Origin of the sequence: Streptomyces sp. NPDC002809 (genome assembly GCF_040295435.1) — a bacterium.
Lineage (GTDB): Bacteria > Actinomycetota > Actinomycetes > Streptomycetales > Streptomycetaceae > Streptomyces.
The window spans coordinates 1-24,404 of the sequence record NZ_JBEOVJ010000109.1 but is presented as its reverse complement, the minus strand read 5'-3'; the positions used below and the strand labels follow the sequence as shown (position 1 = coordinate 24,404).

20 protein-coding genes and 2 riboswitches are annotated in these 24,404 nt (G+C 70.6%); of the genes, 11 read left to right on the top strand and 9 right to left on the bottom strand.

What is annotated here, in order from left to right; translation table 11 throughout:
• Positions 1 to 182 precede the first annotated feature (182 nt).
• The 3 genes from ABT025_RS36095 (at position 183) to ABT025_RS36085 (ending at position 3,165) form a co-directional block, all read left to right on the top strand.
• Positions 183 to 2,048, top strand: a complete 1,866-nt coding sequence (locus tag ABT025_RS36095) for an ATP-binding SpoIIE family protein phosphatase (RefSeq protein WP_351002908.1) — start codon at positions 183 to 185, stop codon at positions 2,046 to 2,048.
• A gap of 195 nt (positions 2,049 to 2,243) precedes the next feature.
• Positions 2,244 to 2,921, top strand: coding sequence for a TNT domain-containing protein (locus tag ABT025_RS36090; RefSeq protein ID WP_351002907.1), 678 nt, complete (start codon positions 2,244 to 2,246; stop codon positions 2,919 to 2,921).
• A gap of 7 nt (positions 2,922 to 2,928) precedes the next feature.
• Complete coding sequence (locus tag ABT025_RS36085) at positions 2,929 to 3,165, top strand: hypothetical protein (protein ID WP_351002906.1); 237 nt, start codon at positions 2,929 to 2,931, stop codon at positions 3,163 to 3,165.
• A 34-nt stretch (positions 3,166 to 3,199) separates the two neighbouring features.
• On the opposite strand, the gene ABT025_RS36080 is transcribed toward ABT025_RS36085, so the two are convergent.
• The 4 genes from ABT025_RS36080 to gadC are packed head-to-tail and all read right to left on the bottom strand — an operon-like array spanning position 3,200 to position 7,740.
• Entirely contained in the window at positions 3,200 to 4,453 is a 1,254-nt protein-coding gene (locus ABT025_RS36080; RefSeq protein WP_351002904.1) for a threonine/serine exporter family protein, read from the bottom strand.
• A 22-nt stretch (positions 4,454 to 4,475) separates the two neighbouring features.
• Positions 4,476 to 5,831, bottom strand: coding sequence for a dipeptidase (locus tag ABT025_RS36075; RefSeq protein WP_351002902.1), 1,356 nt, complete (start codon positions 5,829 to 5,831; stop codon positions 4,476 to 4,478).
• The gene (locus ABT025_RS36070; protein WP_351002901.1) at positions 5,831 to 6,268 is read right to left on the bottom strand and encodes a hypothetical protein; all 438 of its coding nucleotides are present in this window, start codon (positions 6,266 to 6,268) and stop codon (positions 5,831 to 5,833) included. Before ABT025_RS36070 ends, ABT025_RS36075 begins: the two co-directional genes overlap by 1 nt.
• Complete coding sequence (gene gadC / locus ABT025_RS36065) at positions 6,265 to 7,740, bottom strand: glutamate/gamma-aminobutyrate antiporter GadC (RefSeq protein ID WP_351002900.1); 1,476 nt, start codon at positions 7,738 to 7,740, stop codon at positions 6,265 to 6,267. Before gadC ends, ABT025_RS36070 begins: the two co-directional genes overlap by 4 nt.
• Positions 7,741 to 8,040: 300 nt before the next feature.
• Here gadC and ABT025_RS36060 point away from each other — a divergent pair, with 300 nt between their 5' ends.
• The 3 genes from ABT025_RS36060 (at position 8,041) to manD (ending at position 12,174) form a co-directional block, all read left to right on the top strand.
• Positions 8,041 to 10,440: a glycoside hydrolase family 9 protein gene (locus ABT025_RS36060; protein ID WP_351002899.1), complete on the top strand. Its 2,400-nt coding sequence runs from the start codon at positions 8,041 to 8,043 to the stop codon at positions 10,438 to 10,440.
• A gap of 231 nt (positions 10,441 to 10,671) precedes the next feature.
• The gene (locus tag ABT025_RS36055; protein WP_351002898.1) at positions 10,672 to 10,887 is read left to right on the top strand and encodes a hypothetical protein; all 216 of its coding nucleotides are present in this window, start codon (positions 10,672 to 10,674) and stop codon (positions 10,885 to 10,887) included.
• A 72-nt stretch (positions 10,888 to 10,959) separates the two neighbouring features.
• A complete protein-coding gene (gene manD / locus ABT025_RS36050; RefSeq protein WP_351002897.1) occupies positions 10,960 to 12,174 on the top strand; it encodes a D-mannonate dehydratase ManD in 1,215 nt (404 codons plus the stop codon).
• Positions 12,175 to 12,225: 51 nt separating this feature from the next.
• Here manD and ABT025_RS36045 read toward each other — a convergent pair whose 3' ends face one another.
• Both ABT025_RS36045 and ABT025_RS36040 read right to left on the bottom strand, forming a co-directional pair.
• Entirely contained in the window at positions 12,226 to 14,019 is a 1,794-nt protein-coding gene (locus ABT025_RS36045; protein WP_351002909.1) for an ABC transporter ATP-binding protein, read from the bottom strand.
• A 95-nt stretch (positions 14,020 to 14,114) separates the two neighbouring features.
• Entirely contained in the window at positions 14,115 to 15,344 is a 1,230-nt protein-coding gene (locus ABT025_RS36040; protein ID WP_351002896.1) for a benzoate/H(+) symporter BenE family transporter, read from the bottom strand.
• 209 nt (positions 15,345 to 15,553) lie between these two features.
• Here ABT025_RS36040 and ABT025_RS36035 point away from each other — a divergent pair, with 209 nt between their 5' ends.
• On the top strand, positions 15,554 to 16,144 hold the full coding sequence (locus ABT025_RS36035; RefSeq protein WP_351002895.1) for a helix-turn-helix domain-containing protein: 591 nt from the start codon (positions 15,554 to 15,556) through the stop codon (positions 16,142 to 16,144).
• Positions 16,145 to 16,154: 10 nt separating this feature from the next.
• Here the strand turns inward: ABT025_RS36035 and ABT025_RS36030 are convergent, their stop codons facing one another.
• Positions 16,155 to 16,943, bottom strand: coding sequence for a glutathione S-transferase family protein (locus ABT025_RS36030; protein WP_351002894.1), 789 nt, complete (start codon positions 16,941 to 16,943; stop codon positions 16,155 to 16,157).
• A gap of 287 nt (positions 16,944 to 17,230) precedes the next feature.
• A riboswitch (SAM riboswitch) is annotated at positions 17,231 to 17,375 on the bottom strand.
• Between the two features lie 124 nt (positions 17,376 to 17,499).
• Positions 17,500 to 17,607, top strand: a riboswitch (SAM riboswitch).
• Between the two features lie 326 nt (positions 17,608 to 17,933).
• Here ABT025_RS36030 and ABT025_RS36025 point away from each other — a divergent pair.
• The 4 genes from ABT025_RS36025 to ABT025_RS36010 all read left to right on the top strand — a co-directional run bounded on the left by ABT025_RS36025 (position 17,934) and on the right by ABT025_RS36010 (position 21,802).
• Entirely contained in the window at positions 17,934 to 18,938 is a 1,005-nt protein-coding gene (locus ABT025_RS36025; protein ID WP_351002893.1) for an amino acid ABC transporter permease, read from the top strand.
• Complete coding sequence (locus ABT025_RS36020) at positions 18,935 to 19,720, top strand: amino acid ABC transporter ATP-binding protein (RefSeq protein ID WP_351002892.1); 786 nt, start codon at positions 18,935 to 18,937, stop codon at positions 19,718 to 19,720. The genes ABT025_RS36025 and ABT025_RS36020 overlap by 4 nt, the downstream gene beginning before the upstream one ends.
• Positions 19,721 to 19,903: 183 nt before the next feature.
• Positions 19,904 to 20,929 (top strand): transporter substrate-binding domain-containing protein, encoded by a 1,026-nt coding sequence (locus ABT025_RS36015; RefSeq protein ID WP_351002891.1) that lies wholly within the window; start codon positions 19,904 to 19,906, stop codon positions 20,927 to 20,929.
• 87 nt (positions 20,930 to 21,016) lie between these two features.
• Positions 21,017 to 21,802 (top strand): GNAT family N-acetyltransferase, encoded by a 786-nt coding sequence (locus ABT025_RS36010; protein ID WP_351002890.1) that lies wholly within the window; start codon positions 21,017 to 21,019, stop codon positions 21,800 to 21,802.
• On the opposite strand, the gene ABT025_RS36005 is transcribed toward ABT025_RS36010, so the two are convergent.
• Complete coding sequence (locus ABT025_RS36005) at positions 21,780 to 22,370, bottom strand: N-acetylmuramoyl-L-alanine amidase (RefSeq protein WP_351002889.1); 591 nt, start codon at positions 22,368 to 22,370, stop codon at positions 21,780 to 21,782. The two genes, ABT025_RS36010 and ABT025_RS36005, sit on opposite strands and share 23 nt — an antisense overlap.
• A gap of 510 nt (positions 22,371 to 22,880) precedes the next feature.
• Positions 22,881 to 24,230 (bottom strand): esterase-like activity of phytase family protein, encoded by a 1,350-nt coding sequence (locus ABT025_RS36000; RefSeq protein WP_351002888.1) that lies wholly within the window; start codon positions 24,228 to 24,230, stop codon positions 22,881 to 22,883.
• Positions 24,231 to 24,404 lie beyond the last annotated feature (174 nt).

The window sequence follows — 24,404 nt, the reverse complement described above, 5'->3', positions numbered from 1 at the left end:
GGGGCGGGGGGGCCCCCCCCCGGGCCCCCGCGGGGGTGGCCCCGCGCAACCGGCCCACCCCTTCGAATCCATGATCGCGCCCCGGCCGGCGTTCCGATCCCCCGCCTCGTAGCGGGCCAGGGCCGTGCGCCCCGCTGTTGTCACGACGTCTCGTACTGCGGACCGGGCTCTCCCGTCGGAGCATGGAACGAACAGTCGCCGACGACATCGGGACGAAGGGATGCCGGATGGGTGGTGAACGGCATGAGCCGCCACCGGACGGGTTCGAGGCCGAGCTGGACCAGATCGACGCCCTGAACCATTTGGAGGCGCCCCGCCCCGGCCCCTCGGCCCCCCCGGCACCGGCCGACGGGACGACGGAGGGCGCCAGGCGCCGCGACTCCCGGCTGCTGTCCGCCGGGTCCGCCCTGGCCGACGCCGACTGCATCGAAGACGCGATGAAGCTGGTGGTCGCCCTGTACGCCCCGGAGTTCCCGCTGGACGGCCAGTGCGTGTTCGGCATCAGCGAGGGAAAACTGAATGTCCTGGGGCAGTACGGCTTCCGGTCGGAGGGAGACGAACGAGGGTTCCGGATGCCGATGACGACCGGATATCCGGCCGCCGAGGTGGCCAGGACCGGTCGAGCCGTCTACCTCACCTCCCAGGAGGAGTACCTTCGCCGTTTCCCGGCGACCTGGCACATCTCCGCCCGCAGGAGCCGCGAGGCATGGGCCTTCGTGCCACTCGTGACCGCCGGACGCATCACCGGGGTCTGGCTGACCGCCTTCCGCACGCCCGTGGAGTTCACCGCTGCCGAACGTGCCTTGCTGACCACGACCGGGCGGATGATCGCCCAGGTACTCGAACGGGCCCGGGCAGGCAGAGCGGAACTGGAGCTCTCCCGCGGGCTGCGCCACAGCATGCGCACCGACGGCCCGGCCCTGACCGGACTGAGTGTGGCGACGCGCTACGTGCCGACCGGGGGAGGGCTCATGGTCGGCGGGGACTGGTACGACAGCATCGACCTGCCCAACGGCCGCCTCGCCCTGGTCATCGGCGACGTCCAGGGACACGATGTGCACGCAGCCGGGCTGATGGCCCAGCTGCGTACCGCCGTGCACGCCTACGCCGCGGAGGGACACGGGCCGGACGCCGTACTGGCACGGGCCTCACGCTTCCTGACCACCCTCGACGAGGACCGGTTCGCCACCTGTCTGTACATCGAGGCCGATCCCTCCACCGGCGACCTGCACATCGCGCGGGCCGGACATCCGCACCCGGTCCTGCGCACGCCGGACGGCACCTGTCTGATCAAGCACATCAGCGGCGGCCTGCCGCTGGGACTGATGCCCGGCGAGGAGGACTACCCCGTCGACATCGTCCGCCTGCATGACGACGAGGTCCTGATGCTGTGCACGGACGGGCTCATCGAGAACGGCGGCCACGACATGTACACCGGCTGGGTCCGGGTGCGCGACGCCTTCTCGCCCGGCCCCGTCGAGGACCTCGAAGCGATGGCCGACCGGCTCATGTCGGCCGTCCTCAGCCCCGAACCCGGGGACCCGCAGGGTGACATCGCGCGTGACGGTGACGACATCGCCCTCCTGCTCCTGCGCCGGGACCCCGGACAGGCGCGAGCGGAGGTCAGCCGGCGCCGGCTGATGCTGACCGTGGGACAGGACCAGGGTGAGGGGCTCGCCGAGGCCCGGGCCGAACTGAAGGCGCTGCTGCACGACTGGGCGCGGCCGGACCAGGTGGACACCGCGGTGCTGCTGGCCACCGAACTCCTCGGCAACGTACTCGTCCACACCGACCAGGACGGCGCCCTCAGCGCGTACGTCACCGGCGAGACCGGCCGTCGCCGGCTGCTCGTCGAGGTCATGGACCGCGGCGACGAACTGCCCCATCAGCGGACCCCCGGTGAACTCGCCTCGTCGGGCCGTGGCCTGATGCTGCTCGACATCCTGGCCGACCAGTGGGGCGTACGCCCCGAACCCGAGGGCAAGACGGCCTGGTTCGCACTCACCGAAGCGCCGCCGTCGGATGCCGGCGACACCGCCGTCGGCTGAATCCGACCCGCGGCGAGGCCACCGCAGCACGGGCGGCACTGCCGTCGGCCGACCTCGACCGCAGCAAGGCCGCCCCAGGACGACAATTCCCTCCCTCGCACGGGTACGAACGGCATGGTGTGAATTCCTGGAGTGATCATGCGGATACCCTGGGTCACCTCCCGTTTGATCGTCAGTACCCGAGGGGACCCCTGAATGCACCGCATGCGCACCGTATTTGCCGCACTCGGCATCACTGCCGGGCTGATCGCGGCCCCCGCGGCCTCCGCCTCCGCGAAGCCGGAGAGCCCGAAGGCCGAAGCCACGGCCAGGCACGAGCCCTGCACCGGCGAGTTCCACGACGACGCGCGGCTCGGCCCGAAGTGGCTGCCCAACAGGAATCTGGCCCCGGTCGGCCCGCTCCTCAAGGGCTACCAGCGCACCGGCGCCCTGTCACCGCAGGCCTTCCTGAAGAAGTACTGGGAGGGGCCCGCCGACTCAGGCAGCTGGAAGTACCCGCCCAACGACGGTTTCGGCGAGGTCAACGGCGAGATCGACAAGGAGCCCACGAAGCTGCGTCCCGGTCAGCGCCTGGACCGTTTCGGTTCCGAGTACGGCGGTTACCTCGCCCCGGCCGGTGACGCGTACGCGGAGCGCGCACTGCCCCCGCAGAACCTCAACACCCGTGACGCCGCGGTCGCCTGCGACTACCGCGTCTACAAGGTCGCCAAGCCGTTCTGGGTGTGGCAGGGCAGCATCGCCCCGTGGTTCGAGCAGCCCGGCGGAGGCCAGCAGATCAAGCTCGACGCCGTCTTCCTCGACCCGGGGGAGGGCCAGCGCCTGAACGTCAAGTGGCTGCTGGAGCACGACTACCTCACCCCCGCGGGCGTCTGACCCCGCCGTGGACCGCCGGGAACTGCGGACGGCGCTGAGCGCCTCAGGCGTGGCCGACGGCTACTTCCGCATCGAGGGAGTCCACGAACCGGCCCCCACCCCGACCGACTTCCTGTTCCTGAGGCAGGCGTCCGACGGGGTGTGGGAGACCGGGGCGTACGAACGGGGCAGGTACGAGGTGGTCGCCCGCCACCCGGACGAATCGGACGCGTGCGCCCACCTGTTCCGGCTGCTCGTCCCGTAGGACGACCCGGCACGGCCCGGTTGCTCCGGCCCGGTCAGCTTTCGCGGCCGGGCCGCTGCGCCACCACCGCCCCCAGCAGCAGCCCCGCGGCGATCGCCGTCACGAGCGTCACGAGTTCGGTGAGATCACGGAACCCTTCGACGGTGTCGCCGCCGGCCAGTGCCGTCAGACCGCGCATCCCCAGTGAACCGACCGTCAGCGTGAAGAAGCCCGGCAGTACGAGAATGATGCGCGGCGGCTGATCCGGGCGGCGCGCGAGCCAGGTGGTGGCGGCTCCCAGCACGACGGCCGCGGCGAACGTGCCGCCCAGGTCACCGAGCAGCGCGGTGAATCCCGACTGGACCCCCACCGTCACGTACACCAGGAGCAGCAGCCTGCCGAACATCCCCGCCGGTACGGCGAAGGCGAGCAGCGCACCGACCGTGAAGACGACCCAGCCCATGAACAGCGCCCAGCGCGGCAGATCCCCCTGCGCGGCGACATCGAACAGGGCCTCGCGGGGCCGGCCGGTGATGACCAGCCCGAGGACCACCCCCACGTACAACTGGACGAGCAGTGCGACGGCGTAGACGAGCCGGATGGCACCCGTCGTGAGGTACCCGGCCGCGATTTCTGCCGCCGCCGCGCTCAGATAGTCACCGGGCACGAAGAAGAACAGCGCCGGCAGCATCAGCAGGACCGGTCCGCCGTGCGCGCCGGTCCGCGCGAACACCTCCAGCGTGAGCACCGAGACGGTCACCGCGACGATCAGCGGCAGCACCTTCGCCAGCCGCGGCAGCCGGTCGGCCGCGACGACGAGGCACGCGGCGACCGTCGCGAGGACCGCGGTGCTCCCCACCTCGTACCAGGTCGGCTGCATCAAGGGCGCGAAGCCGACCGAGAACAGGACGATGCCGATCAGCTTCGCCCACCACGGGTACGGGGGAGGGGACGCGGTGATCGCGGTGAGGCGGCGCTTTGCCTGTTCCAGGTCCAGCCGGCCGGCCGTCACCTCGTGCAGGAACGGTTTGAGCGCCGCCACCTGATCCATCCGGAAGACCTCGGGGAAGGCGCGCACCACCACCGTGGAGCTCCTGCCGTGCGAGGTCACGGCGACGGTGGCAGCGTCCGGGAGCACGGCCAGGGACGCCGTGCCGCCGAGCCCCCGGGCCGCCGCGGAGACGGACCGTTCGATCTGCTCGGCCCCCTCGCCGCTGGAGCCGAGCATCAACCGGGTGAGCCGGCCGAGGAAGCCGGCGAGATCGTCGTGCCCGGTCTCCCGCACGACGTCCCGCGGCCCCTCGGTCATCCCTCTCTCCCCGTCACCGGACTCAGCGGAACGCCCGGGCGTACTCATGGAGGAACAAGGCCTCGACATGCGCCATGTGCTCGATCTCGCCGGGGTCCACGCTCTCGTTCGGGGCGTGGATGAGGCACTGCGGTTCCTCCACGCCCATCAGGATGATCTCGGCCGACGGATAGGCGTCCGCGAGGACGTTGCAGAGCGGGATGGACCCGCCCTGACCCAGGAACGTCATCGGTTTGCCGTACACCGCACGCATCGCCTCGCCGAGAGCCCCGTACGCGGCACCGTCCGTGGCCGCGCGGAACGGCGAGCCGGTGGACTCCGGTTCCACCTTCACCCGCACCCCCCACGGCGCCTGCTTCGTGAGGTGGCCGGTCAGCGCGGTCCGCGCGGCTTCCGCGTCGGTGCCGGGCGGGATCCGCAGACTGACGCGGGCCGCGGCCGTCGCCGGGACCGCGGCCGCCGAACCGACCACCGGCGGGCAGTCGATCCCGAGGACGGTGACGGCCGGGCGGGCCCACAGCCGGTCGGCGACGCTGCCGGTGCCGGAGAGCGGCACACCGTCGAGGACCCCGGCGTCGGCACGGAACTGCTGCTCGTCGTAGCCCGCGCCCTTCCAACTGCCCGAGGCGTCCAACCCGTCGACCCGCGTCGCACCCGACTCGGGGTCGCGCAGGGTGGAGAGCAGCTGGATCAGGGCAGCGAGCGCGTCGGGGGCGGGACCGCCGAACATGCCGGAGTGGATCTCGCCGGCCAGGGTGTCAACGGTCACGACGACGTTGACGAGCCCGCGCAGCGAGGTGGTGGCGGTCCCGACACCCACCGCCGCGTTTCCCGTGTCGCACACCAGCAGTGCGTCGGCCGTGAACAGGTCACGGTGCGCGTCGACGTACTGCTCCAGGCCTCCGGTGCCCTGCTCCTCCGAGCCCTCGGCCACGAACTTCAGCCCCACCGGGATGTTGTCGCCCAGCGCCCGCAGGGCGGTGAGGTGCATGACGATGTTGCCCTTGCAGTCGGCCGTGCCCCGCCCGTACCAGCGGCCGTCCCGTTCGGTCAGGGCGAACGGTGGCGTGGTCCACGCGTCGTCGTCCAGCGGGGGCTGCACGTCGTAGTGGCAGTAGAGCAGCACGGTCGGGGCGCCCGGCGGCGGCGGACGGTGCCCGATCACCGCGTTGCTGCCGTCCGGCGTCTCGACGAGGTGCACGTCGTGCAGCCCGGCCTCGGTGAAGGCGTCGGCCACCCACTGAGCGGCCCGGCGGCACTCCTCGGGCGGGTACTGGCGGGGGTCGGCGACCGACGGGATGGAGACCAGCTCGGTCAGATCGGCCTGGGCACGGGGCATCAGCCCGGCGATGCGGCCCGCGAGTTCGTCGGTGCTCATCAGCGCCTCACAGTGTCGTCGGTCTTGAGGTCGTCGATCTTGTCCTGGATCTTGTGCAGCTTGTCCGGGCAGTAGATCTCCAGGATCTTGGCCTCCGCCCGGACGGCCTCGGTGTCCGCGATCACGGGACGCTGACCGGGACCGGCGGCCCCGTTGCCCAGATTGATCTTCCACAGCGCGGTGTTGAGCGCGGAGCCGGGCTTGTCGCAGACCTGGCCGCCGTCGTTGCCCAGGGCCCGCTTGAGGGTGTTCACGTCCGGGCGGGGGTACCCGGCGTCCTCGGCCGCGTCCGCGAGCTGTTCGGCCTTCTTCGTCGCCTGGCCGTCGGTCTTGACGTTCTCGTACCGGATGACACCGACGACGGCGAGCGCCACCAGGAGCACGATCGCGCCGATGTACAGCCAGCGGTGTTCCGAGGCGAATCGAGTGGGGCTCATGAGGTGGCCTCCTCACCGGTCGGGTCGGCCGCATGCGTACGCCAGCTGGGTTTGCGCAGTCGCAGGAACAGATACGGGACCAGCAGACCGAGGATGAGGAGACCCCCGCCGATGATCGCGACGTACACGCCGATGCTGCCGCCGCCGAACTGCGACGGCGGTACGAAGCCGATCGCCAGAGCCGCGACCGAGGCCAGCAGACCGACCACGCACAGCAGGTTGAGGGCCGGGACGCGATAGCCGCGCGGATGGTCCGGCTGGGTCTTCCGCAGCCGCATGGCCGCCACGAACATCAGCAGGTACACGATCAGATAGACCTGCGTGGTGATGGTGGAGAAGATCCAGTAGACGTTCGAGACGTTGGGGATCAGTGCGTACATCAGGGCGATGACGGTCGTCACCACACCCTGGGTGACCAGGATGTTCTGCTGGATCCCGTGCTTGTTGAGGCGCTGGAGGTACGGCGGCAGGTAGCCCTCGCTGCGGGAGATCTCCAGCAGGCCCTTGGAGGGTCCGGCCAGCCAGGTCAGCATTCCGCCGAGGGCCGCCGACACCAGCATCACCGCGGCGATCGGTGTCATCCAGCCGACGTGGAAGTGGGCGAAGAACGCGTCGAACGCCTGCATCACACCGGCGGTCAGGCTCAGCTGGTTCGCCGGCACCACCCAGCTGATCGCCAGCGCGGGCAGGATGAAGATCAGCAGCACGAGCCCCATCGCCAGGAACATCGACTTCGGGTACTCCTTCGCCGGGTTCTTCAGCGAGGAGACGTGGACGGCGTTCATCTCCATGCCGGAGTACGAGAGGAAGTTGTTGACGATCAGCACGAGGCTGGCGAGCCCGGCCCACTGGGGGAGGAGGTGCGAGGAGGTCATCGGCGCGGCGGAGCTGTTGCCCTGCCCGAGGAAGACCATGCCGAGCACGACCAGCACGGTGCCGGGGATCAGTGTTCCGATCACGAGGCCCCAGGACGAAAGCCCGGCCAGAGCCTTGGTGCCGCGCGAGGAGATCCAGACCCCGGTCCAGTAGAGCACCATGATCACGATCGCGGTGTAGATGCCGTTGGAGGCCAGGGCCGGATCGATGACGTAGGCGATGGTGGATGCCACGAACGCGAGCAGGCTCGGATAGTAGAAGATCGTCATCGCGAACTGGCACCACACCGCCAGGAATCCGAGCGGCTTCGACAGTCCCTCACTCACCCAGCGGTACACACCGCCCGGCCAGCCCGATGCCAGTTCGGCCGAGACCAGGGCGGTCGGCAGCAGGAACACGATCGCGGGGATGAGGTAGAGAAAGACACAGGCGAGCCCGTAGACGGCCATGGTTGGCGCCGCCCGCAGGCTCGCCACCGATGCCGTGGTCATCAGAGCCAGCGTCAGCCAGCTGAGTCGTGGTGCCGCCGGCCGGGCCCTGGCCACGGGTCGTGCCGCTTCCTTGGGCAGGTCGGCCGGCATGTCCATCGCGCTCATGCGTACCTCCGGTTGCAACGCCACAGATGCGGGGCGTTCGAAACGTCAGCTTCCGTTGACCTGCGTCGGTTCGCGCGCGGGGTCACCCGAATGGGTGGCCGGGCGGCCAGCGGTGGGAGTGGCCGGTGTGTCCCCCGCATGCATGGGCGCCCCTCACCGTCGTGAGGTGTTCCTGTCAGAACTGTTGACACCCCCTCCGGTGGCTGGCTTTATGGGCACCACATATGGGAGCGCTCCCATGGATGTGCTCCCATGGATACGCGGTCCCGCCCCCACCGACGTACGGAAGGGAACGTTCCGTTGCGCGCGCTCACTCTCCCCACCCTGCGAAGACGACACCGACGTGCCGGAAGCCGCCCGTCCGCACACCGGCCCGCCCGTCACGGCGTCATCGCGCTGGCACTCGCCCTTGGTGCCGGCCTGTTGCTTCCGCTGTCGCTGTCCGGCCAAGCGACCGCCGCACCGGCCTTCGACTACGGCGAGGCACTCCAGAAATCGGTGCTGTTCTACGAGGCGCAGCAGTCCGGCACACTCCCCGACGGCAACCGGGTCGGCTGGCGCGGCGACTCGGCCCTCGACGACGGCAAGGACGTCGGCCTCGATCTGACGGGCGGGTGGTACGACGCCGGTGACCACGTGAAGTTCGGCCTCCCGATGGCCTTCTCCACGACCATGCTGGCCTGGGGAGGCGTCGAGCAGGAGAGCGCGTACGCGGCCTCGGGCCAGCTTCCGTACCTGAGGAACAACCTCCGCTTCGTCAACGACTACTTCCTCAAGGCACACCCCTCGCCCTTTGTCCTCTACGGGCAGGTGGGGAACGGCGGGGACGACCACAAGTGGTGGGGGCCGGCCGAGGTGATGCCGATGGCGCGGCCCGCCTACAAGATCGACGCCTCCTGCCCCGGTTCCGACCTGGCCGGCCAGACAGCCGCGGCCCTGGCCTCGTCGTCGATGGTGTTCGCCGACAGCGACCCGGCGTACGCCGCGAAGCTGATCACCCACGCGAAGCAGCTGTACACCTTCGCCGACACCTACCGCGGCAAGTACAGCGACTGCATCACCGACGCGCAGGCCTACTACAACTCCTGGAGCGGGTACGACGACGAGCTGGTCTGGGGCGCGATCTGGCTCTACAAGGCCACCGGCGACACCGCGTACCTGGCCAAGGCCGAGTCGTACTACGACAGCCTCTCGACCGAGCCGCAGAGCACCACGCGGTCCTACCGCTGGACGCTCTCCTGGGACGACAGCTCCTACGGCGCGTATGTGCTGCTCGCGCAATTGACGGGGAAGCAGAAGTACGTCGACGACGCGAACCGCTGGCTGGACTGGTGGACGGTCGGCGTCAACGGGCAGCGGGTGGCCTACTCGCCCGGCGGCCAGGCCGTGCTGGACAGCTGGGGATCGCTGCGGTACGCGGCGAACACCGCCTATGTGGCGCTGAGTTACTCCGACTGGCTGACCACCGACACCACCCGTAAGGCCCGCTACCACGACTTCGCGGTCCGTCAGATCGACTACGCGCTCGGTGACAACCCGCGCAGGTCGAGCTACGTGGTCGGTTTCGGCAGCAACCCGCCGGCCGAGCCGCACCACCGCACCGCCCACGGCTCGTGGACCGACCAGATCACCAGCCCCGTGGCGAGCCGGCACACGCTGTACGGAGCGCTGGTCGGCGGGCCCGGTGCGGCGGACGACACGTACACCGACGACCGTTCCGACTACGTGAACAACGAGGTAGCCACCGACTACAACGCGGCCTTCACCGGGGCACTGGCCCGGCTCTACGGCGAGTACGGCGGCGCCCCGCTCGCGGACTTCCCGCAGCAGGAGACACCGGACGGGCCCGAGATGTCCGTCCAGGCCTCGGTCAACGCGGCGGGCGGCAACTTCACCGAGATCAAGGCCTACCTGGTGAACCGGTCGGCGTGGCCCGCGCGCGCCCTCACCGATGCGTCCGTGCGCTACTACTTCACCCTGGAACCGGGCGTCACGCCCGCGCAGATCAGTTTCACCACGAACTACAACCAGTGCGGTGAGGTGACCGGCCCCACGCATGACGAGGGCGACGTCTACCACGTGACGGTGGACTGCTCCGGTACGGACATCGCACCGGCCGGCCAGTCCGCGTACCGCAAGGAGGTGCAGTTCCGGATCACCTCGGCCGGCGCCTGGGACCCGTCGAACGACTGGTCCTACCCGTCGTCGGCCACGACCCCCGGCACCACGCCGGTGGACGCGCCGCACATGGTGCTGCTGGAGGGTGCGGCGCCGCAGTGGGGGACCGCCCCCGACGGTACGGACCCGACACCCGGCCCCGGTCCGACCACGACACCGGACCCGACGCCGACGCCGACTCCCGGCCCCACGGAGACGCCCGGCCCGGCCGGGTCCTGCGCGGTCACGTACCGGGTCAGCCAGTCCTGGGGCAGCGGATTCACGGCCGACGTCGCGGTGCGGAACACCGGGACCGCCCCGGTCGACGGGTGGCAGCTCGGCTTCGCCTTCGGCGGGGCCGAGACGGTCACCAACGCCTGGAACGCGACCGCGACCCAGTCCGGCTCCCGCGTCACGGTGAAGAACGCCGGGCACAACGCGGGCATACCGGCGGGCGGCACCGTCTCCTTCGGATTCCAGGCCACCGGTGCGCCGGCACAGGATCCGGCCTCCTTCATCCTCAACGGGACGGAGTGCGGCTGACCGACGAGGGGTGCTGAGCGGCGCCGCCGGGACAGCACCCCTCGAGCCGTCAACCGGTGACCGTGCCGCGCGACATGCTCGCCGAAGGCAGGCACTTCCCCGTCGGGACCCCCGGCTTCGGGACGGCGGCCGCGTACCGGCCGCACACGCCCGCCGAGCGGACTCCCGGAGCAGGGCCGCGGTGATCTGTGGTTGGCTGCGCCGAGACGGTACGGACGGAGAGTGTGGCGCATGGTGCTGGACGTGGATGGTGAGCGGTTCACCGTGACCCGCCGGGCGGGCAGTCCCGGGGTCTACGACTTCGACTGGGATTCCGGGCCGAACCAGGGGTACGGATTCACGTCGGCCGTTCACGGGGCCGCGGCCATGGACCGGGCACAGCTCGAGGACGCGGCACGGGGATTCCTGGAGCAGGTGGACCCGGCGACGGGCTACATCGAGGACTGAGGTCTCCCTGCAGGCAGGCAGGCGCGGACAGCCCCCCATGCTCATCGGTTCCGTCTCCGAAAGGGAGCGCACATGAAGATCATCGACGCGAAGGTCGTCGTCACCGGCCCAGGACGCAACTTCGTCACCCTGAAGCTGACGACCGACGAGGGTGTCACCGGGCTCGGCGACGCCACACTCAACGGACGGGAGCTGGCCGTCGTCAGCTACCTCACCGACCATGTGGCGCCGCTGCTCACCGGCCTCGACCCGCACAGGATCGAGGACACCTGGCAGTACCTCTACCGCGGCGCCTACTGGCGGCGCGGGCCGGTCACCATGGCCGCGATCGCCGCCGTGGACGTGGCGCTGTGGGACATCAAGGCGAAGACCGCAGGCCTGCCGCTCTACCAGCTGCTGGGCGGCGCGAGCCGGGAGCGCATCGGCACCTACGGCCACGCCAACGGACGTGACATCCCCGAACTCCTCGACTCCGTACGGGCCAGGCTGGCCGAGGGCTACCCAGCCGTCCGGATCCAGACGGGCATTCCCGGGCTCAAGGCCGTGTACGGCGTGTACAACCAGGACGACGAGGGCGCGACGGTCGCCCACCAGCAGGCCCGCCCCCTGGTCGAGGACTGGGACACGGACGCGTACCTGCGTCACACACCGGCCGTCTTCGACGCGGTCCGCGCGGAGTTCGGTGCCGAACTGCCGCTGCTCCACGACGCCCACCACCGGCTCACCCCGATCCAGGCGGCGCGGCTGGGCAAGGACCTGGAGCCGTACCGGCCGTTCTGGCTGGAGGACTGCACTCCCGCCGAGAACCAGGAGGCGCTGCGTCTGGTCCGCCGCCACACCACCACGCCGCTGGCCGTCGGCGAGGTCTTCAACACCGTGTACGACTACCAGGCACTGATCACCGAGCAGCTGATCGACTACGCACGTTCGGCGGTCACCCACTTCGGCGGGGTCACGCCGCTGCGCAAACTCTTCGACTTCGCCGCCCAGTACCAGGTGAAGAGCGCCGTTCACGGACCGGAGGACATCTCGCCGGTCGGGATGGCCGCGGCCGTCCACCTCGATCTCGCCGTTCACAACTTCGGCATCCAGGAGTACTCGGGCCACAGCCCTCTGACCGAGGAGGTGTTCCGGCACGCGTACACCTTCACCGACGGGTACCTGCACCCGGGCGAGGCGCCGGGTATCGGTGTGGAGCTGGACGAGGAGGCGGCGGCCGCGCATCCGTACGTACGGGCCTATCTTCCGGTCAACCGCCTCCGCGACGGCAGCGTCCACGACTGGTGAGCCGCGTGGCGCCGCCGTCCGGAGGCGCCACGGCGGCCCGGGCAGGGCCGCCTACGGGTAGGCGGGCTGAAGACCCGCGTACACCCCTTCCCTGCCGATCAGTTCGTCGTGCGTCCCCACCTCGGCGATCCGGCCGTCCTTCATCGCCACGATGCGGTCGGCACCCTGGATCGTGGAGAGCCGGTGGGCGACGACGAAGACCGTACGGCCGTGCACGAGCCGGGAGAGGGCTTCCTGCACGAGGGCCTCGGAGCGGTTGTCCAGCGCGGAGGTGGCCTCGTCGAGCACCAGCACCCTGGGGTCGCGGATCAGCGCCCGCGCGATGGCGAGCCGCTGCTTCTGGCCGCCCGAGAGCCGCGCTCCCCGCTCGCCGACGACCGTGTCGAGGCCGAGCGGCAGGTCCTTGACGAACTCCAGCGCGTTGGCGTCCGCCAGCGCCTGTATGAGCGTGGCCTCGTCCGTGTCTCCCATCCCGTACGTCACGTTGTCACGGATGCTGCCCTCGAAGAGGATCGACTCCTGCGGCACCACGGACAGGAACCGCCGGTAGCTGCGCAGATCGAGGCCCGCCATGTCGGTCCCGTCGAGCATGATGCGGCCCGACGTGGGCCGGATGAAGCCGATGAGGAGATTCAGGACGGTCGACTTGCCGGCGCCCGATGCGCCGACCAGTGCGACCGTCTCGCCCGGACGTGCGGAGAGGGTGAACCCGTCGACCGCGGGGTCCGCGTCGGCGTAGGCGAAGCCGACGCCCTCGAAGTCGATCCGGCCGGTGACGCGGTCGACCTGCGCCTTTCCGGCGTTGTGTTCGAGGTCGGGTGCCTGGAGCACCTCACCCGCCGAACGCACCGACTCCAGCCCCTTGGTGAGGATGGGCGCCAGGCCCAGCAGCGTGGTCACGGAGCCGGTCAGGACGGTGAAGAAGGCGCTGAGCATGACGACGTCACCGGGGGTGATGGGCATCCAGCCGTGGTAGGCGACCAGGGCGGACCCCGTCAGGCACAGTACGCCCAGCGTGTTGAGGATGACCCAGGCCAGCGATCCGAAGCGGCCGTTGATCACGTCCAGGCGCAGCCCGGCCGCGAAGACCTGGCGCAGCGAACCGTCGACCCGGCCGAGCGCGGTGCGCTCCAGTCCGTGGGCGCGGGTGATGGGTATGAGCGTGGTCATCTCGCCGACGCGGGAGGAGAGCTGTTCGACCTCGCGCCGGAAGGACTCGTTGTGGCTGCGCAGCCGGGCGCGCAGTTTCATCACGAGGAGACCGGCCGCGGGCACCACGATCAGGAAGACGGGAAGGAAGGCGGGCACGCGCACGCCGATGACGACGAGACCGCCGACCAGCGTCACGACGGCTCCGAGTCCCATGTCGGCGCTCTGCTGCATCATCTGCTCCACCGACTCCACGTCGCGGACCACCTTGGCCTGCAGGACGCTCGAACTGACCCGTGAGTGGTAGCCGATGGACAGTTGCTGCATCCGGCGGCACAGCGCCGAGCGCAGCGTCGTGCCCATGCGGCGGATGCTGCCGCCGAGGCAGCGTACGTACCACTGGTGGAGCGGGTAGTTGATCACGAGGATGAACAACAGGACGCCGGTGGCCTTCCACAGCCTGGACTCCGGTCCGTGCTGGACGACCACGTCCAGGACCGTGGCGGTGATCAGCGGAAGCAGCCAGATGGGGCTGTGCTTCACGACGAAGAAGCCGACCGCGAGTGCCAGCCGCCCGCGGTCGGGCCGGAAGAGGTGGCCGAGGGTGCGGAACGGGTTCTCGCCGCGGTAGCGGTGGTCGAGATGGTCGAAGGGCGCCAGGGGTTCGGCGGAGGATGGGGAAACCGCTTTCTGCATGGTGTCCATCCCACCCCGCTCCCGCGGTCCGGGGCAACCCCGTCCCACGGACGGGACACGAGGCCCCGGGAAACCGCCGGGGGATCCGACGGGCCTCAGCGGACGCGGACTTCGCCCGGCAGCGGCTCGGGGGCGGGCTCCTTGCGGTGCGGGCGCCCCGCCGAGGCGATCACGCCGGTGACCAGGCCGGCGAGCAGACCCCAGAACGCGGAGCCGATCCCCAGCAGCGTCACGCCGGAGGCGGTGGCGAGGAACGTCACCACGGCCGCTTCCCTGGACGCCTTGTCGGCCAGTGCCGCGGACAGGGAGGCCTCGATGGTGGCGAGCAGGCCGATCCCCGCGATCGCCAGGACGAGTTCCTGCGGCATCGCGGTGAGGAGCGAGGCGACGGTGGCGCCGAGCAGGCCGACACAGAGGTAGAAGACGCCCGCCCACACGGCGGCGAGGAAGCGCCTGTCGCGGTCGGGGTGTGCCTCCTCGCCGGTGCAGATGGCGGCCGTGATCGCGGCCAGGTTGAGGCCGAACGCCCCGAAGGGCGCCAGGACGGCGTTGGCCGCGCCGGTCCACGTCATCAGCGGCGAGACCGGCACGTCGTAGCCGGCACCGCGGATCACCGCGACGCCGGGCAGGTTCTGCGAGGCCATCGTGACGACGAACAGAGGTGCGCCGACGCTGACGAGGACCTTCCAGTCGAACTCCGGCGTGGTGAAGACCGGGGTGGCCAGGGCGAGCCGGACCTTGCCCAGCTGCCAGCCGCCGGTGAACACGGTGGCCACCACGCCCGCGGCGAGCGCCAGCAGCACCGCGTACCGGGGCAGCAGGCGCCGGCCCAGCAGATAGAGCACGAACATGGGGAACGCGACCGCGAATCCGCCGTGCATGGTGCTGAACAGGCCCGTGCCGAACCGCAGCAGCACCCCGGCGAGCAGCGCGGCCGCCAGCGGCACCGGGATCCGGCCCATGAGACGGCTGAACCAGCCCGTCACACCGCTCACGAGGATCAGCAGGGCCGAGAAGACGAACGCGCCGACCGCCTGAGCCATCGACACACCGCTCAGACCCGTCGTGAGCAGCGCGGCTCCCGGCGTCGACCAGGCGGTCACGACGGGCGCCCGGTAACGCAGCGACAGCCCGATGCAGGTGCAGGCCAGTCCGACACCGAGCGCCAGCATCCAGGAGGAGATCTCGTGCGAGTCCGCCCCCGCCGCCTGCGCGGCCGTGAAGACCAGCGCCGCCGAACTGGTGACCCCGACCATGACGGCGATCAGGCCGGCGACCACGGCCGATGGCGGCGCGGCGGAGCGTATACGGGTGATCGCGAACATGAGTGAGCCACTTTCCTGTGCTGTGCCCGACTGGGTGCGTGTCCGGCGCGGTGCCTGCCCGGCCGGTGGCGGTGCCTGACTGCGCCGACGGCAGGCTGTCGGCCGGGCGCGCCCGCGGGGCGTTCCATATATGGAACGTTCTGTATGTGGAACACTAGAGAGGCGGGCCGACGCCCGTCAACCAGGACAGTGGAGCGGGTGCACGGCCTATGGGGCTGAACGAGGACGTGGGACGTCGGCTGCGAGCGCTGCGGCGCGAACGGGACCTGTCGCTGTCGGAGTTGTCCCGGCGCTCCCGCGTCGGCAAGGGCACGCTCTCGGAGCTGGAGAGCGGCACACGCAACCCCACTCTGGAGACCTTGTACGCACTCACCACCGCGCTCGGCCTTCCGCTCAGCGCCGTACTGAGCGACCTGCGACCGGGGGACGGCTCCGGCCCGGCACTTCCCGGCGTCTCGGGAAGTGCCGTAACCGCCGTTCTTCTGGAGCGGTACGAGGACGGGGCCGCGGTCACCGACGTGTTCCGCATCAGCATCACGGCGGGCGCCGTACAGGAGTCGGAAGGGCACGTCCCGGGTACGCGGGAGAGCCTGATGGTGCTGTCCGGCACCGCCGTCGTCGGCCCGCCGGACGACACCCGTACGGCCGGCCCCGGCGCCTTCGCGCACTGGCGGGCCGACGCACTCCATGTCTACGGCGCGCCCGACGGGGATGTGGAGGGCATCCTCTTCGTCCGTTATCCCCCGCCGGGGGAGCCCGCCGGGGGAGCGGGCCGGAGTGCCGTGAGCGACGACGGCTGAGCGCAGGGGCTCACGCCGCGTCGGCCGCCACGTCGTTCGCGCACGGGAAGGCGGGGTGGTCGCCGAGCCGGCGCACGAAGTCCTGGAGCCGGGGGTGAGCGGACAAGGAGTTGACCGGGCCGGGCTGGACGAGTGCCACCCACAGGTCCACGTCGGCGGCCGTCAGCTCCGCACCCAGCACATAGGGGTGCAAGGAGAGACGGCGCTCCATCAGGTCGAGCGCCGCCGAACGCTCCGAGGGCGATGCGGACGGGGTGACCTTCTGGTCCAGCAGCTCACGCAGGGCTTCGATGTCCGCGGCGAGCTCCGGCGGGTGCAGCGCGGAGGGGCAGGCCTCGTTGTGCCCGGAGAGCAGACCGGCCAGGTCGCGGAGGATGTCGGGCGTGTGGTTGCTGACGATGCGGCCGCTCCAGCGGTCGCACAGGGCGGGAGCCGTCAGCGGTCCGTCGTAGTGGTGCACCGTCGCCTCGTACGCACTGCGCAGCGAGGCGAAGGCCTCGGGGGTCGCGGCCGGGTGGGTGAGGAGCGTGGTGGCGACCGAGTCCCGCAGGCCGAGAAGGCCGAGAGTGATGGAGATGCGCAGCGAGCGCGGACAGCTCGCCGACAGGAAGAGCTCGTAGCGATGCGGCGCCGGATAGAAGCCGCCGGCGAGACCGACGCCGATCCTGCTGTCGAAGCGGGGGGACGGTACACCCGACGACGGGCGAAGGCCTGCGGCGCGTGCAGCGGAGGCGGAGGAAACGGGGCCGCGCTGCGGCGAGTTGTCCGTGCTGGAACCGCGCGATGCTGTCTCGGGCATGACTCTCCCTATGGGGATCCCTGGGGGAACGACGAAGCCACCGCCGCCATGCTGGCACCGGCGGCCGGATGCGGAGCGACTGTGCTTGCGTACCGGTCCGGACCGAAGGACCTGCCCCGGCCCGGCACGAGCGCACCGGAACGAGGAGTCCGGCCGATCGGGCGGGGGCAGGTCCGACGCGGACTAGTAAGCGCTGGAGACGCGCAACAGATCGATGTGCAGGCGCCTCGTCAAGCCGTTCCTGGGCAATTCCCACCGGTCCTGGCCATCGGGGCTCGCGAGACGCGAGACCGCGCTTGTCCTGTTGCTCCAACAGGACCCGGTCGTCACCCGGGGCACCCCATCGCGGTGGAAGGGTTGCCTGTCAGCGGGCCGGGGCCGATGACCGCACGAGCGGGAACTCCCGCACGGGCAGCGCTGACAATCGTGACCGTCCACGCCAGTTTCGGTGCGTCCGGTGGCGCCGTCAAGAAGGCGGGACGTGCCGTCTCGCCTGGTGGTCACCGGCGTTGACATCCTTTTCGATGCGGCCCTAACCTCCGGCGCAGAGCAGAACGGTCACGAGTGCCGGCGAAGAGCCCTGGCTTGCCGGCCGGCAACCCTCGCACGCGGTGGGGTGCCCCAGGTGAGGACCGGACCGGATGACGTTCGGTAAGCGTGAGGCCCCGCGGGGCGGAATGGTGACGGTGAGCGAGATGAACGCAGCTGACGGGATGGCCGCTCGGCGGCCCCGCGGCTGCGTCCTGCTGTGCGCGGACCGCTCCGTCGACCTGCTGCGTGTCAACAGCGCGCTGTGTACGGCCGTTTCACGCCCTCTCTGTCAAGGCTGACGGCTCTCCTATTCCCTGACATCCACCGCTGCCGCGGTGTGCCCTCTCCCCACCCGGCCCCTGAGCCGCGCTGTGTGCCGCGTCCCGACGGCCCGTCCCCGACGGGCGCGGTGCCGCAGCCTCCCGCGGTCCGGGGTGTCCGCATCCGCTGGAGCCCTCCATGAGTGAACTCTCCGGCGTCGCTGTGTCCCCGGGACCAGCGCCGCCCACCGACGCGAACCCCCGTCCCGGCCCGAACGCCGCGCCCAGGCCCCTGGCGGCGCAGCGGGTCCTCCCGCTCAGGCGTCCCGGCCGATGGATCGCCACGATCGTCGTGCTCGTGCTCGGCGCCCAGATCGCTCACGGTCTGGTGACCAACCCGTTCTACCAATGGGGCCGTTTCCAGTACTGGTTCCTGCGGCCGGCGATCCTCGACGGACTGCTCGTCACCCTCGAAGCGGCGGTGTACAGCGCCGCGCTGGGCCTGCTCGGCGGTGTCCTGCTGGCCCTTGCGAGGCTCTCCCCGAACCCGGTGCTGCGCACGGCGAGCTGGCTCTACACGTGGCTGTTCCGTTCGGTGCCGCTGATCGTGGTCCTGCTGTTCCTCTACAACTTCAGTGCCCTCTACCGCACGTTGAGCATCGGGGTGCCGTTCGGTCCGGCCTTCTTCACCTTCGACGAGTCGCGCCTCGCCACCGACATGGCCGTCGCGGTCGTCGGACTGAGCCTCAACGAGGCGGCCTACGCCTCCGAGGTGGTGCGCGGAGGCATCCTCTCCGTGGACCAGGGGCAGCACGAGGCGGCCGCCGCACTCGGCCTTCCGAGGCGATACCAGTTCGCGAAGATCGTCTTCCCGCAGGCGCTGCGCTCGATCACCCCGAACTACGTCAACCAGTTGATCGGTCTGATCAAGGGCACCTCGCTGGTCTTCTACGTCTCCCTGCTCGACCTGTTCGGCTCCGTACAGAGCATGGGCAGCACCTACCCCGGCGACATCGTGCCCCTGCTGCTGGTCGCCACCGTCTGGTACCTGATCCTCACCAGCGCCGTGTCCGTCATCCAGTTCTACGTCGAGCGGCACTACTCGCGGGGCGCGCTGCGCACCCTGCCGCCGACCCCGCTGCGGAAGGTACGGACCGGCCTCGGCGAACTGAGGGCCCGGGTCCGGAGGGAGACGGCGACATGACCACCGACACGCAGGAGATACGCCCGGCCGCCGTCGAGGTGCACGACGTGTACAAGTGGTACGGCAGCCAACGGGTCCTGGACGGGGTGGAGCTGACCGTGCGGCCCGGTGAGGTCACGGTCATCCTCGGGCCGTCGGGCTCGGGCAAGTCCACCCTCCTCAGGGTGATCAACCACTTGGAGAAGCCGGAGATCGGCCATGTCAGCCTGAACGGCGAGATGATCGGTGTACGCCGGCAGGGCGAACGGCTCAAGGAACTCAGCGAGCGGGTCATTCTGGCCCAGCGCAGCCGGATCGGTTTCGTCTTCCAGAACTTCAACCTGTTCCCGCATCTGACCGTGCTGGACAACGTGGCGGCCGCCCCGGTGGCGACCGGCAGGCTCGCCAAGGGCGCGGCCCGGGAGCAGGCCCGCGACCTGCTGGCCCGGGTGGGTCTCGCAGACCGGGCCGGGGCGTACCCCCGGCAGTTGTCCGGCGGCCAGCAGCAGCGTGTGGCCATCGCCCGTGCCCTCGCCCTGCGGCCCGGCGTCATTCTCTTCGACGAGCCGACGTCCGCGCTCGACCCCGAACTGGTCGGCGAAGTGCTGGCGGTCATCAAGGACCTGGCGAGCAGCGGCACGACCCTCGTCATCGTCACCCACGAGATCGGCTTCGCCCGTGAGGTCGCCGACCGGGTCGTCTTCATGGACGGCGGCCGGATCGTCGAACAGGGCTCTCCCGCGCAGGTGTTGGACGACCCGCAACATGACAGGACCAGGGACTTCCTCAGCAAGGTGCTCTGACCCCCGCACGTCGTGGAGCGAGGCGGTCCGGCCGCGGCCCACCCGGCACTCCCTCCGTCCCACCGGCGCCGCCCGGCATTCGCTCCCCGCCACCGCCCACCCGGCACTCCTTCGGTACCACCGCACCCACTCGGCATTCCTTCGGTACCACCGCCGCCCACCCGCCACCCGACAAGGACAGTCATGCACACCCTCAGTCTCCGCAGCAGCCTCCTCCGCGGCGTCACCGCCTCCGCGGCCGTCGCCTCCCTCGCCCTAGGTCTCGCCGCGTGCGGCGGCGACAGCGACGCCGCCTCCAGGAGCGGCACAGCCGCAGCCGGAACGGTCACCGTCGGCGCCCTGTCCAACGGTGCCGGGAAGGAGACCGCGCTCAAAGTGTCCGAGGTCGAGTCGATCAGTGCCGGACTGCCCGCGGAGATCGCCGAGCGAGGCACGCTGGTGATCGGCGTGGGTGCGTTGCCGGCGGGGTTCCCGCCCCTGGCCTACGTGGGTGACGACCAGAAGACGCTCACCGGCGCCGAACCCGACCTCGGCCGACTGGTCGCGGCGGTCCTCGGGCTCAGGGCGGAGATCAAGAACTCGACCTGGGAGAACATGTTCGTCGGGATCGACAGCGGCAAGGTCGATGTGGCCCTGTCCAACGTCACCGACACCGAGGAGCGCAAGAAGAAGTACGAGTTCGCCTCCTACCGGCAGGACAACCTCGCTTTCGAGGTGGGGAAGAAGAGCACCTGGAACTTCGACGGCGACTACCGGAACCTGGCCGGCAGGACCGTCGCCGTCAGCGCGGGCACCAACCAGGAGAAGATCCTTCTGGAGTGGAAGGAGAAACTGGCGAAGGACGGCAAGACGCTCGACGTCAAGTACTACCGGGACAGCAACGCCACCGCGCTGGCACTGGCCGGCGGGAAGATCGACATCTCCTTCGGCCCCAACCCCGGCATCGCCTACCACATCACCCAGACGGCGAACACGCCGAACGCGACGCGTAACGCGGGCAAGTTCTCCGGCGCGGGTGCGACGCTCCAGGGCCTGATCGCGGCCACCGCGAAGAAGGACAGCGGGCTTGCCGAGCCGATCGCAGCCGCGATCAACCATCTGATCAAGAGCGGCCAGTACGCCCGGTGGCTCGCCGCCTGGAACCTCTCCAACGAGGCCGTCGACAGCTCACGGGTCAACCCGCCCGGGCTGCCGCTCGACAACTCCTGACCCACCGCCCGTCCGGGGGCCCCGCCGTGCCGCGGCCGGGCCCCCGCCCCGCCCGGCGCGTTCCCGACACGGAGACCCAGTACCGCCATGCTCACCAGCAATCACGCCCCGTCCCCGAGCCCCCACCCGCCACACGTCCTGGACAACGCGGCCTGGGCCGCACTGACCGGCCCGCACATCCGGTTCGCCGAGCGGGTCGGCCGGGCCGCCCGCTACCCCACGGACGTCTCCCCGTTCACCGCCCTCGACGATCCCACCGACCCCCGCGCCTGGGACGACCTGGCCGCACTGGTCGGGCCCGGGACCGTCACCCCGGTCACCGGCGTCCAGTCCGTGCCCGACGGGTGGGAGACCGAGCAGAGCGGTGACGGAGTCCAGCTGATCGACACCGCACTGCACGCCGAACCGGCGCCCGAAGCGGTGCGGCTGGGCCCCGCCGACGTACCCGAGATCCTCGGACTGATCGCCCTCGCCAGACCGGGCCCCTTTCTGCCCCGTACCGTCGAACTGGGCACCTATCTCGGCATCCGCGACCGCGGACGCCTGATCGCCCTGGCCGGCGAACGGCTGCGTCCGCCTGGCTGGACGGAGATCAGCGCCGTCTGCACCCACCCCGACCATCGCGGCCGGGGCCTGGCCACCCGGCTCGTCCGCGCCGTCGCTGCGGGGATCCGGGAGCGGGGCGACGTCCCCTTCCTGCACGCGGCCGCCAGCAACACCGACGCGATCCGGCTCTACGAGTCGATCGGTTTCACCCTGCGCCGCCGCAGCCGGTTCGTGCTCGTCCGAGCCCCCGGGGCGGGGCCGGACGACGCCCGGGATCCGCGGATCCCGCCGGTCCACGCGCGGCTCAGCCCGCGCCCAGGAGGTTGACCATACGGATGTAGCGGACCCAGTCCCAGTGGGGACCCGGGTCCGTGTGGTCCGTACCCGGCACCTGCACGTGGCCGAGGATGTGCGCGCGGTCCTTGGGGATGCCGTAGCGGTCGCACACCGAGGCGGTCAGGAGTGCCGACTTCTCGTACATGGCGTCGGTGAAGTAGGAGGGCTGGTCCACGTAGCCCTCGTGCTCGATGCCGATGCTGCGGGTGTTGTAGTCCCAGTTCCCCGCGTGCCAGGCGATGTTCTTCTCACGCACACACTGGTCGATGTACCCGTCGGCCGAGCGCACCACATAGTGCGCGGACACCTGTTTCGCCGGATTCTGGAAGATCGCCACCGCGTCCGAGAACGTCTCCTGGGTGACATGGATGATCACGTACTGCACAGGATACGACGAAGGCCGTGTCGAGACGGTGTAGTTGGATGTCGAGGCCGGTACCCAGTGGGCCGACGGGTAGTCCGTCTCGCCGGCCGTCGCCGCGGTGGCGCGGACGGAGGCGGGAAGCAGCACCGCCGCGGCCGTCGCCGCGGCGCCCTGAAGGATCGTTCTGCGGTCCATGTGTACTCCTGAGTGTGGGGGGAGAGCAACAGGTGCGGGTGGCAGGTCAGTTGCCCGGTTCAGGCGCCCGGTCCGGCGGGCCTTCGGGCAGGTGGATCCTGCCCCGCCGCCACGCACGAGGCAGCGAACAGGCGGCCCGCCGGCGCGACGGGAACCGACAGCGGTCGGCCCACGGACGCGGCCCCCGCGGGTCCGGACGCGGCGACGGCCGCCGACAGCGCCGACGGCGTGATGCTCCGGGACAGGAACTGGCGCAGCCCTGCGGCATTGCGCAGGAGTCCGGTACCCGATTCCCCCGACATCCCGTGACTCCCTCTTGTCCGATGACCGGAATGCGATGTCCGATGTGCGGCCGAGCGGCGTGCGCGCACCACCGTACGGGCGTCGCGCGAGTGGCGGAAGACGGCAGGAGCCCGAAATCTGTTCGGGACAGGGTGAGTTGACGGTGTTGCGGTTGATGTATCCGGGCCGCCGGACGGAGAGGTCCGACGGCCCGGCGACTTCGCCCCGTCAGCGGGTCAGCGGGCGAGGCAGCTTCAGCAGCGTCACGGACGTCTCGATGCCGGAGTCGACCAGCCGGCCGTCCGAGTCGAAGGCGCCCGTCCCGTCGGTCATCCCGAAGTCGTTGTCGTTGATCAGGGCGAGCGTGTCCCGGCCCGTCACCGCCACGCCCTCGATCTTCCCGGGCACGCCCTCGACCGTGCCCAGGTCGAGGACGAGGGTCTTTCGCAGGACCGGAACCCCCGAGGCCGCAGGGTCAGCCAGCTCCTCGTAGGAGGGTGAAGCGGCCGGGGCGTCCCAGCGGGAACCCAGGATGCCGGCGCCACGGGGGAGCGTGACCCGGTGAAGACGGGCCGCCCGGTCGGTGCGCTCCTCGACCAGGAGGTCGTTGCCGCCGATCGCGACGACCGAGGAGACCTTCAGCTCGGACGTGTCGTCCTCGCCCGGGTCCACGACACCCACGGCGTCGAAGCGGTAGGCGTACTCCGCCGTGACCGCGCGCCTCTTCGTGGAGAAGCGCAGCAGCCGGACATTGCGCGAGGCCTCTCCCGCGTCCTGGTCGGGCAGCAAGAGGGGGCTCTGGACAGCGAGCACCAGGTCGCCGCCCGGCAGCAGTGCCAGGCCCTCGAAACCGCGGTTGATCTTCCGGTGGAGCAGGATGCCCGGCAGGGCCTCCACGACGGGGTAGTCCGCGCCCTTGAGGTTCAGGCCCTCGGGGACGTAACGGGCCAGCACCCGGCCGCCTCCGGAGACGTGCACCAGCGACGGACCGTACTCGTCGACCAGCCAGAACGAGCCGTCCGGGCTGCGGACGATGCCTTCCGTGTCCAGACCGTTCGGGTTGTACGCGAGAGGCGTCTTCGCGTCGTACGAGTACGGGGCCTCGTCCCTGCCCGCCTGGTTCGACAGACCCGTGACGGGGGCGCCGGAACGTGTGGTCAGGGGGATGGAACGCAGCACCTCGACTCGCTTGCCGCTCACCCGCACCTTCACGATCGCCGGGTCGAAGCCGGGGACGGGGAAGGTGCGCCGCTTGCTGCCGTCGACCTTGATCTGACCGTTCGGGCCGCGGTCCGTGACGGTCCAGAACTCGCCCTTGCGGCCGGCCGGGTAGATGTCGCTGCCGATTCCGCCGAGCATCACGCCGCGGTCGTCGCCGACGGTCCCGGGCAGCAGCCCGTTGCTGAAGCCTGCGAGCGGGATGTCCCCGAGCACGGCGCTCGCGGTGACGCGTGCGGTGCCCGCGGGGCGGTGGTGCCGGTCCTGCGCACCGGTTGCGGTGCCTGCTGCACACACCGTGCCGAGCAGAGCGAGCGGCAGCCCGACGGCAAGGGTTCGACGGACGACACGCGCGGACATGGGGCCTCCTGGGGACACAAGGATCTGACGGCCGTCACGTTCCGCCGCGCTCCTCAACGACCGGTGACATCGAGTTGAACTCCCGGGCGGAACGCGGCGGGGGGGGGGGGGGGTGGTGGGGGCGCGCCGGGGGGGGGGGGGGGGGGCGGGGGGGGGGGCGACGGGGGGGGGCCC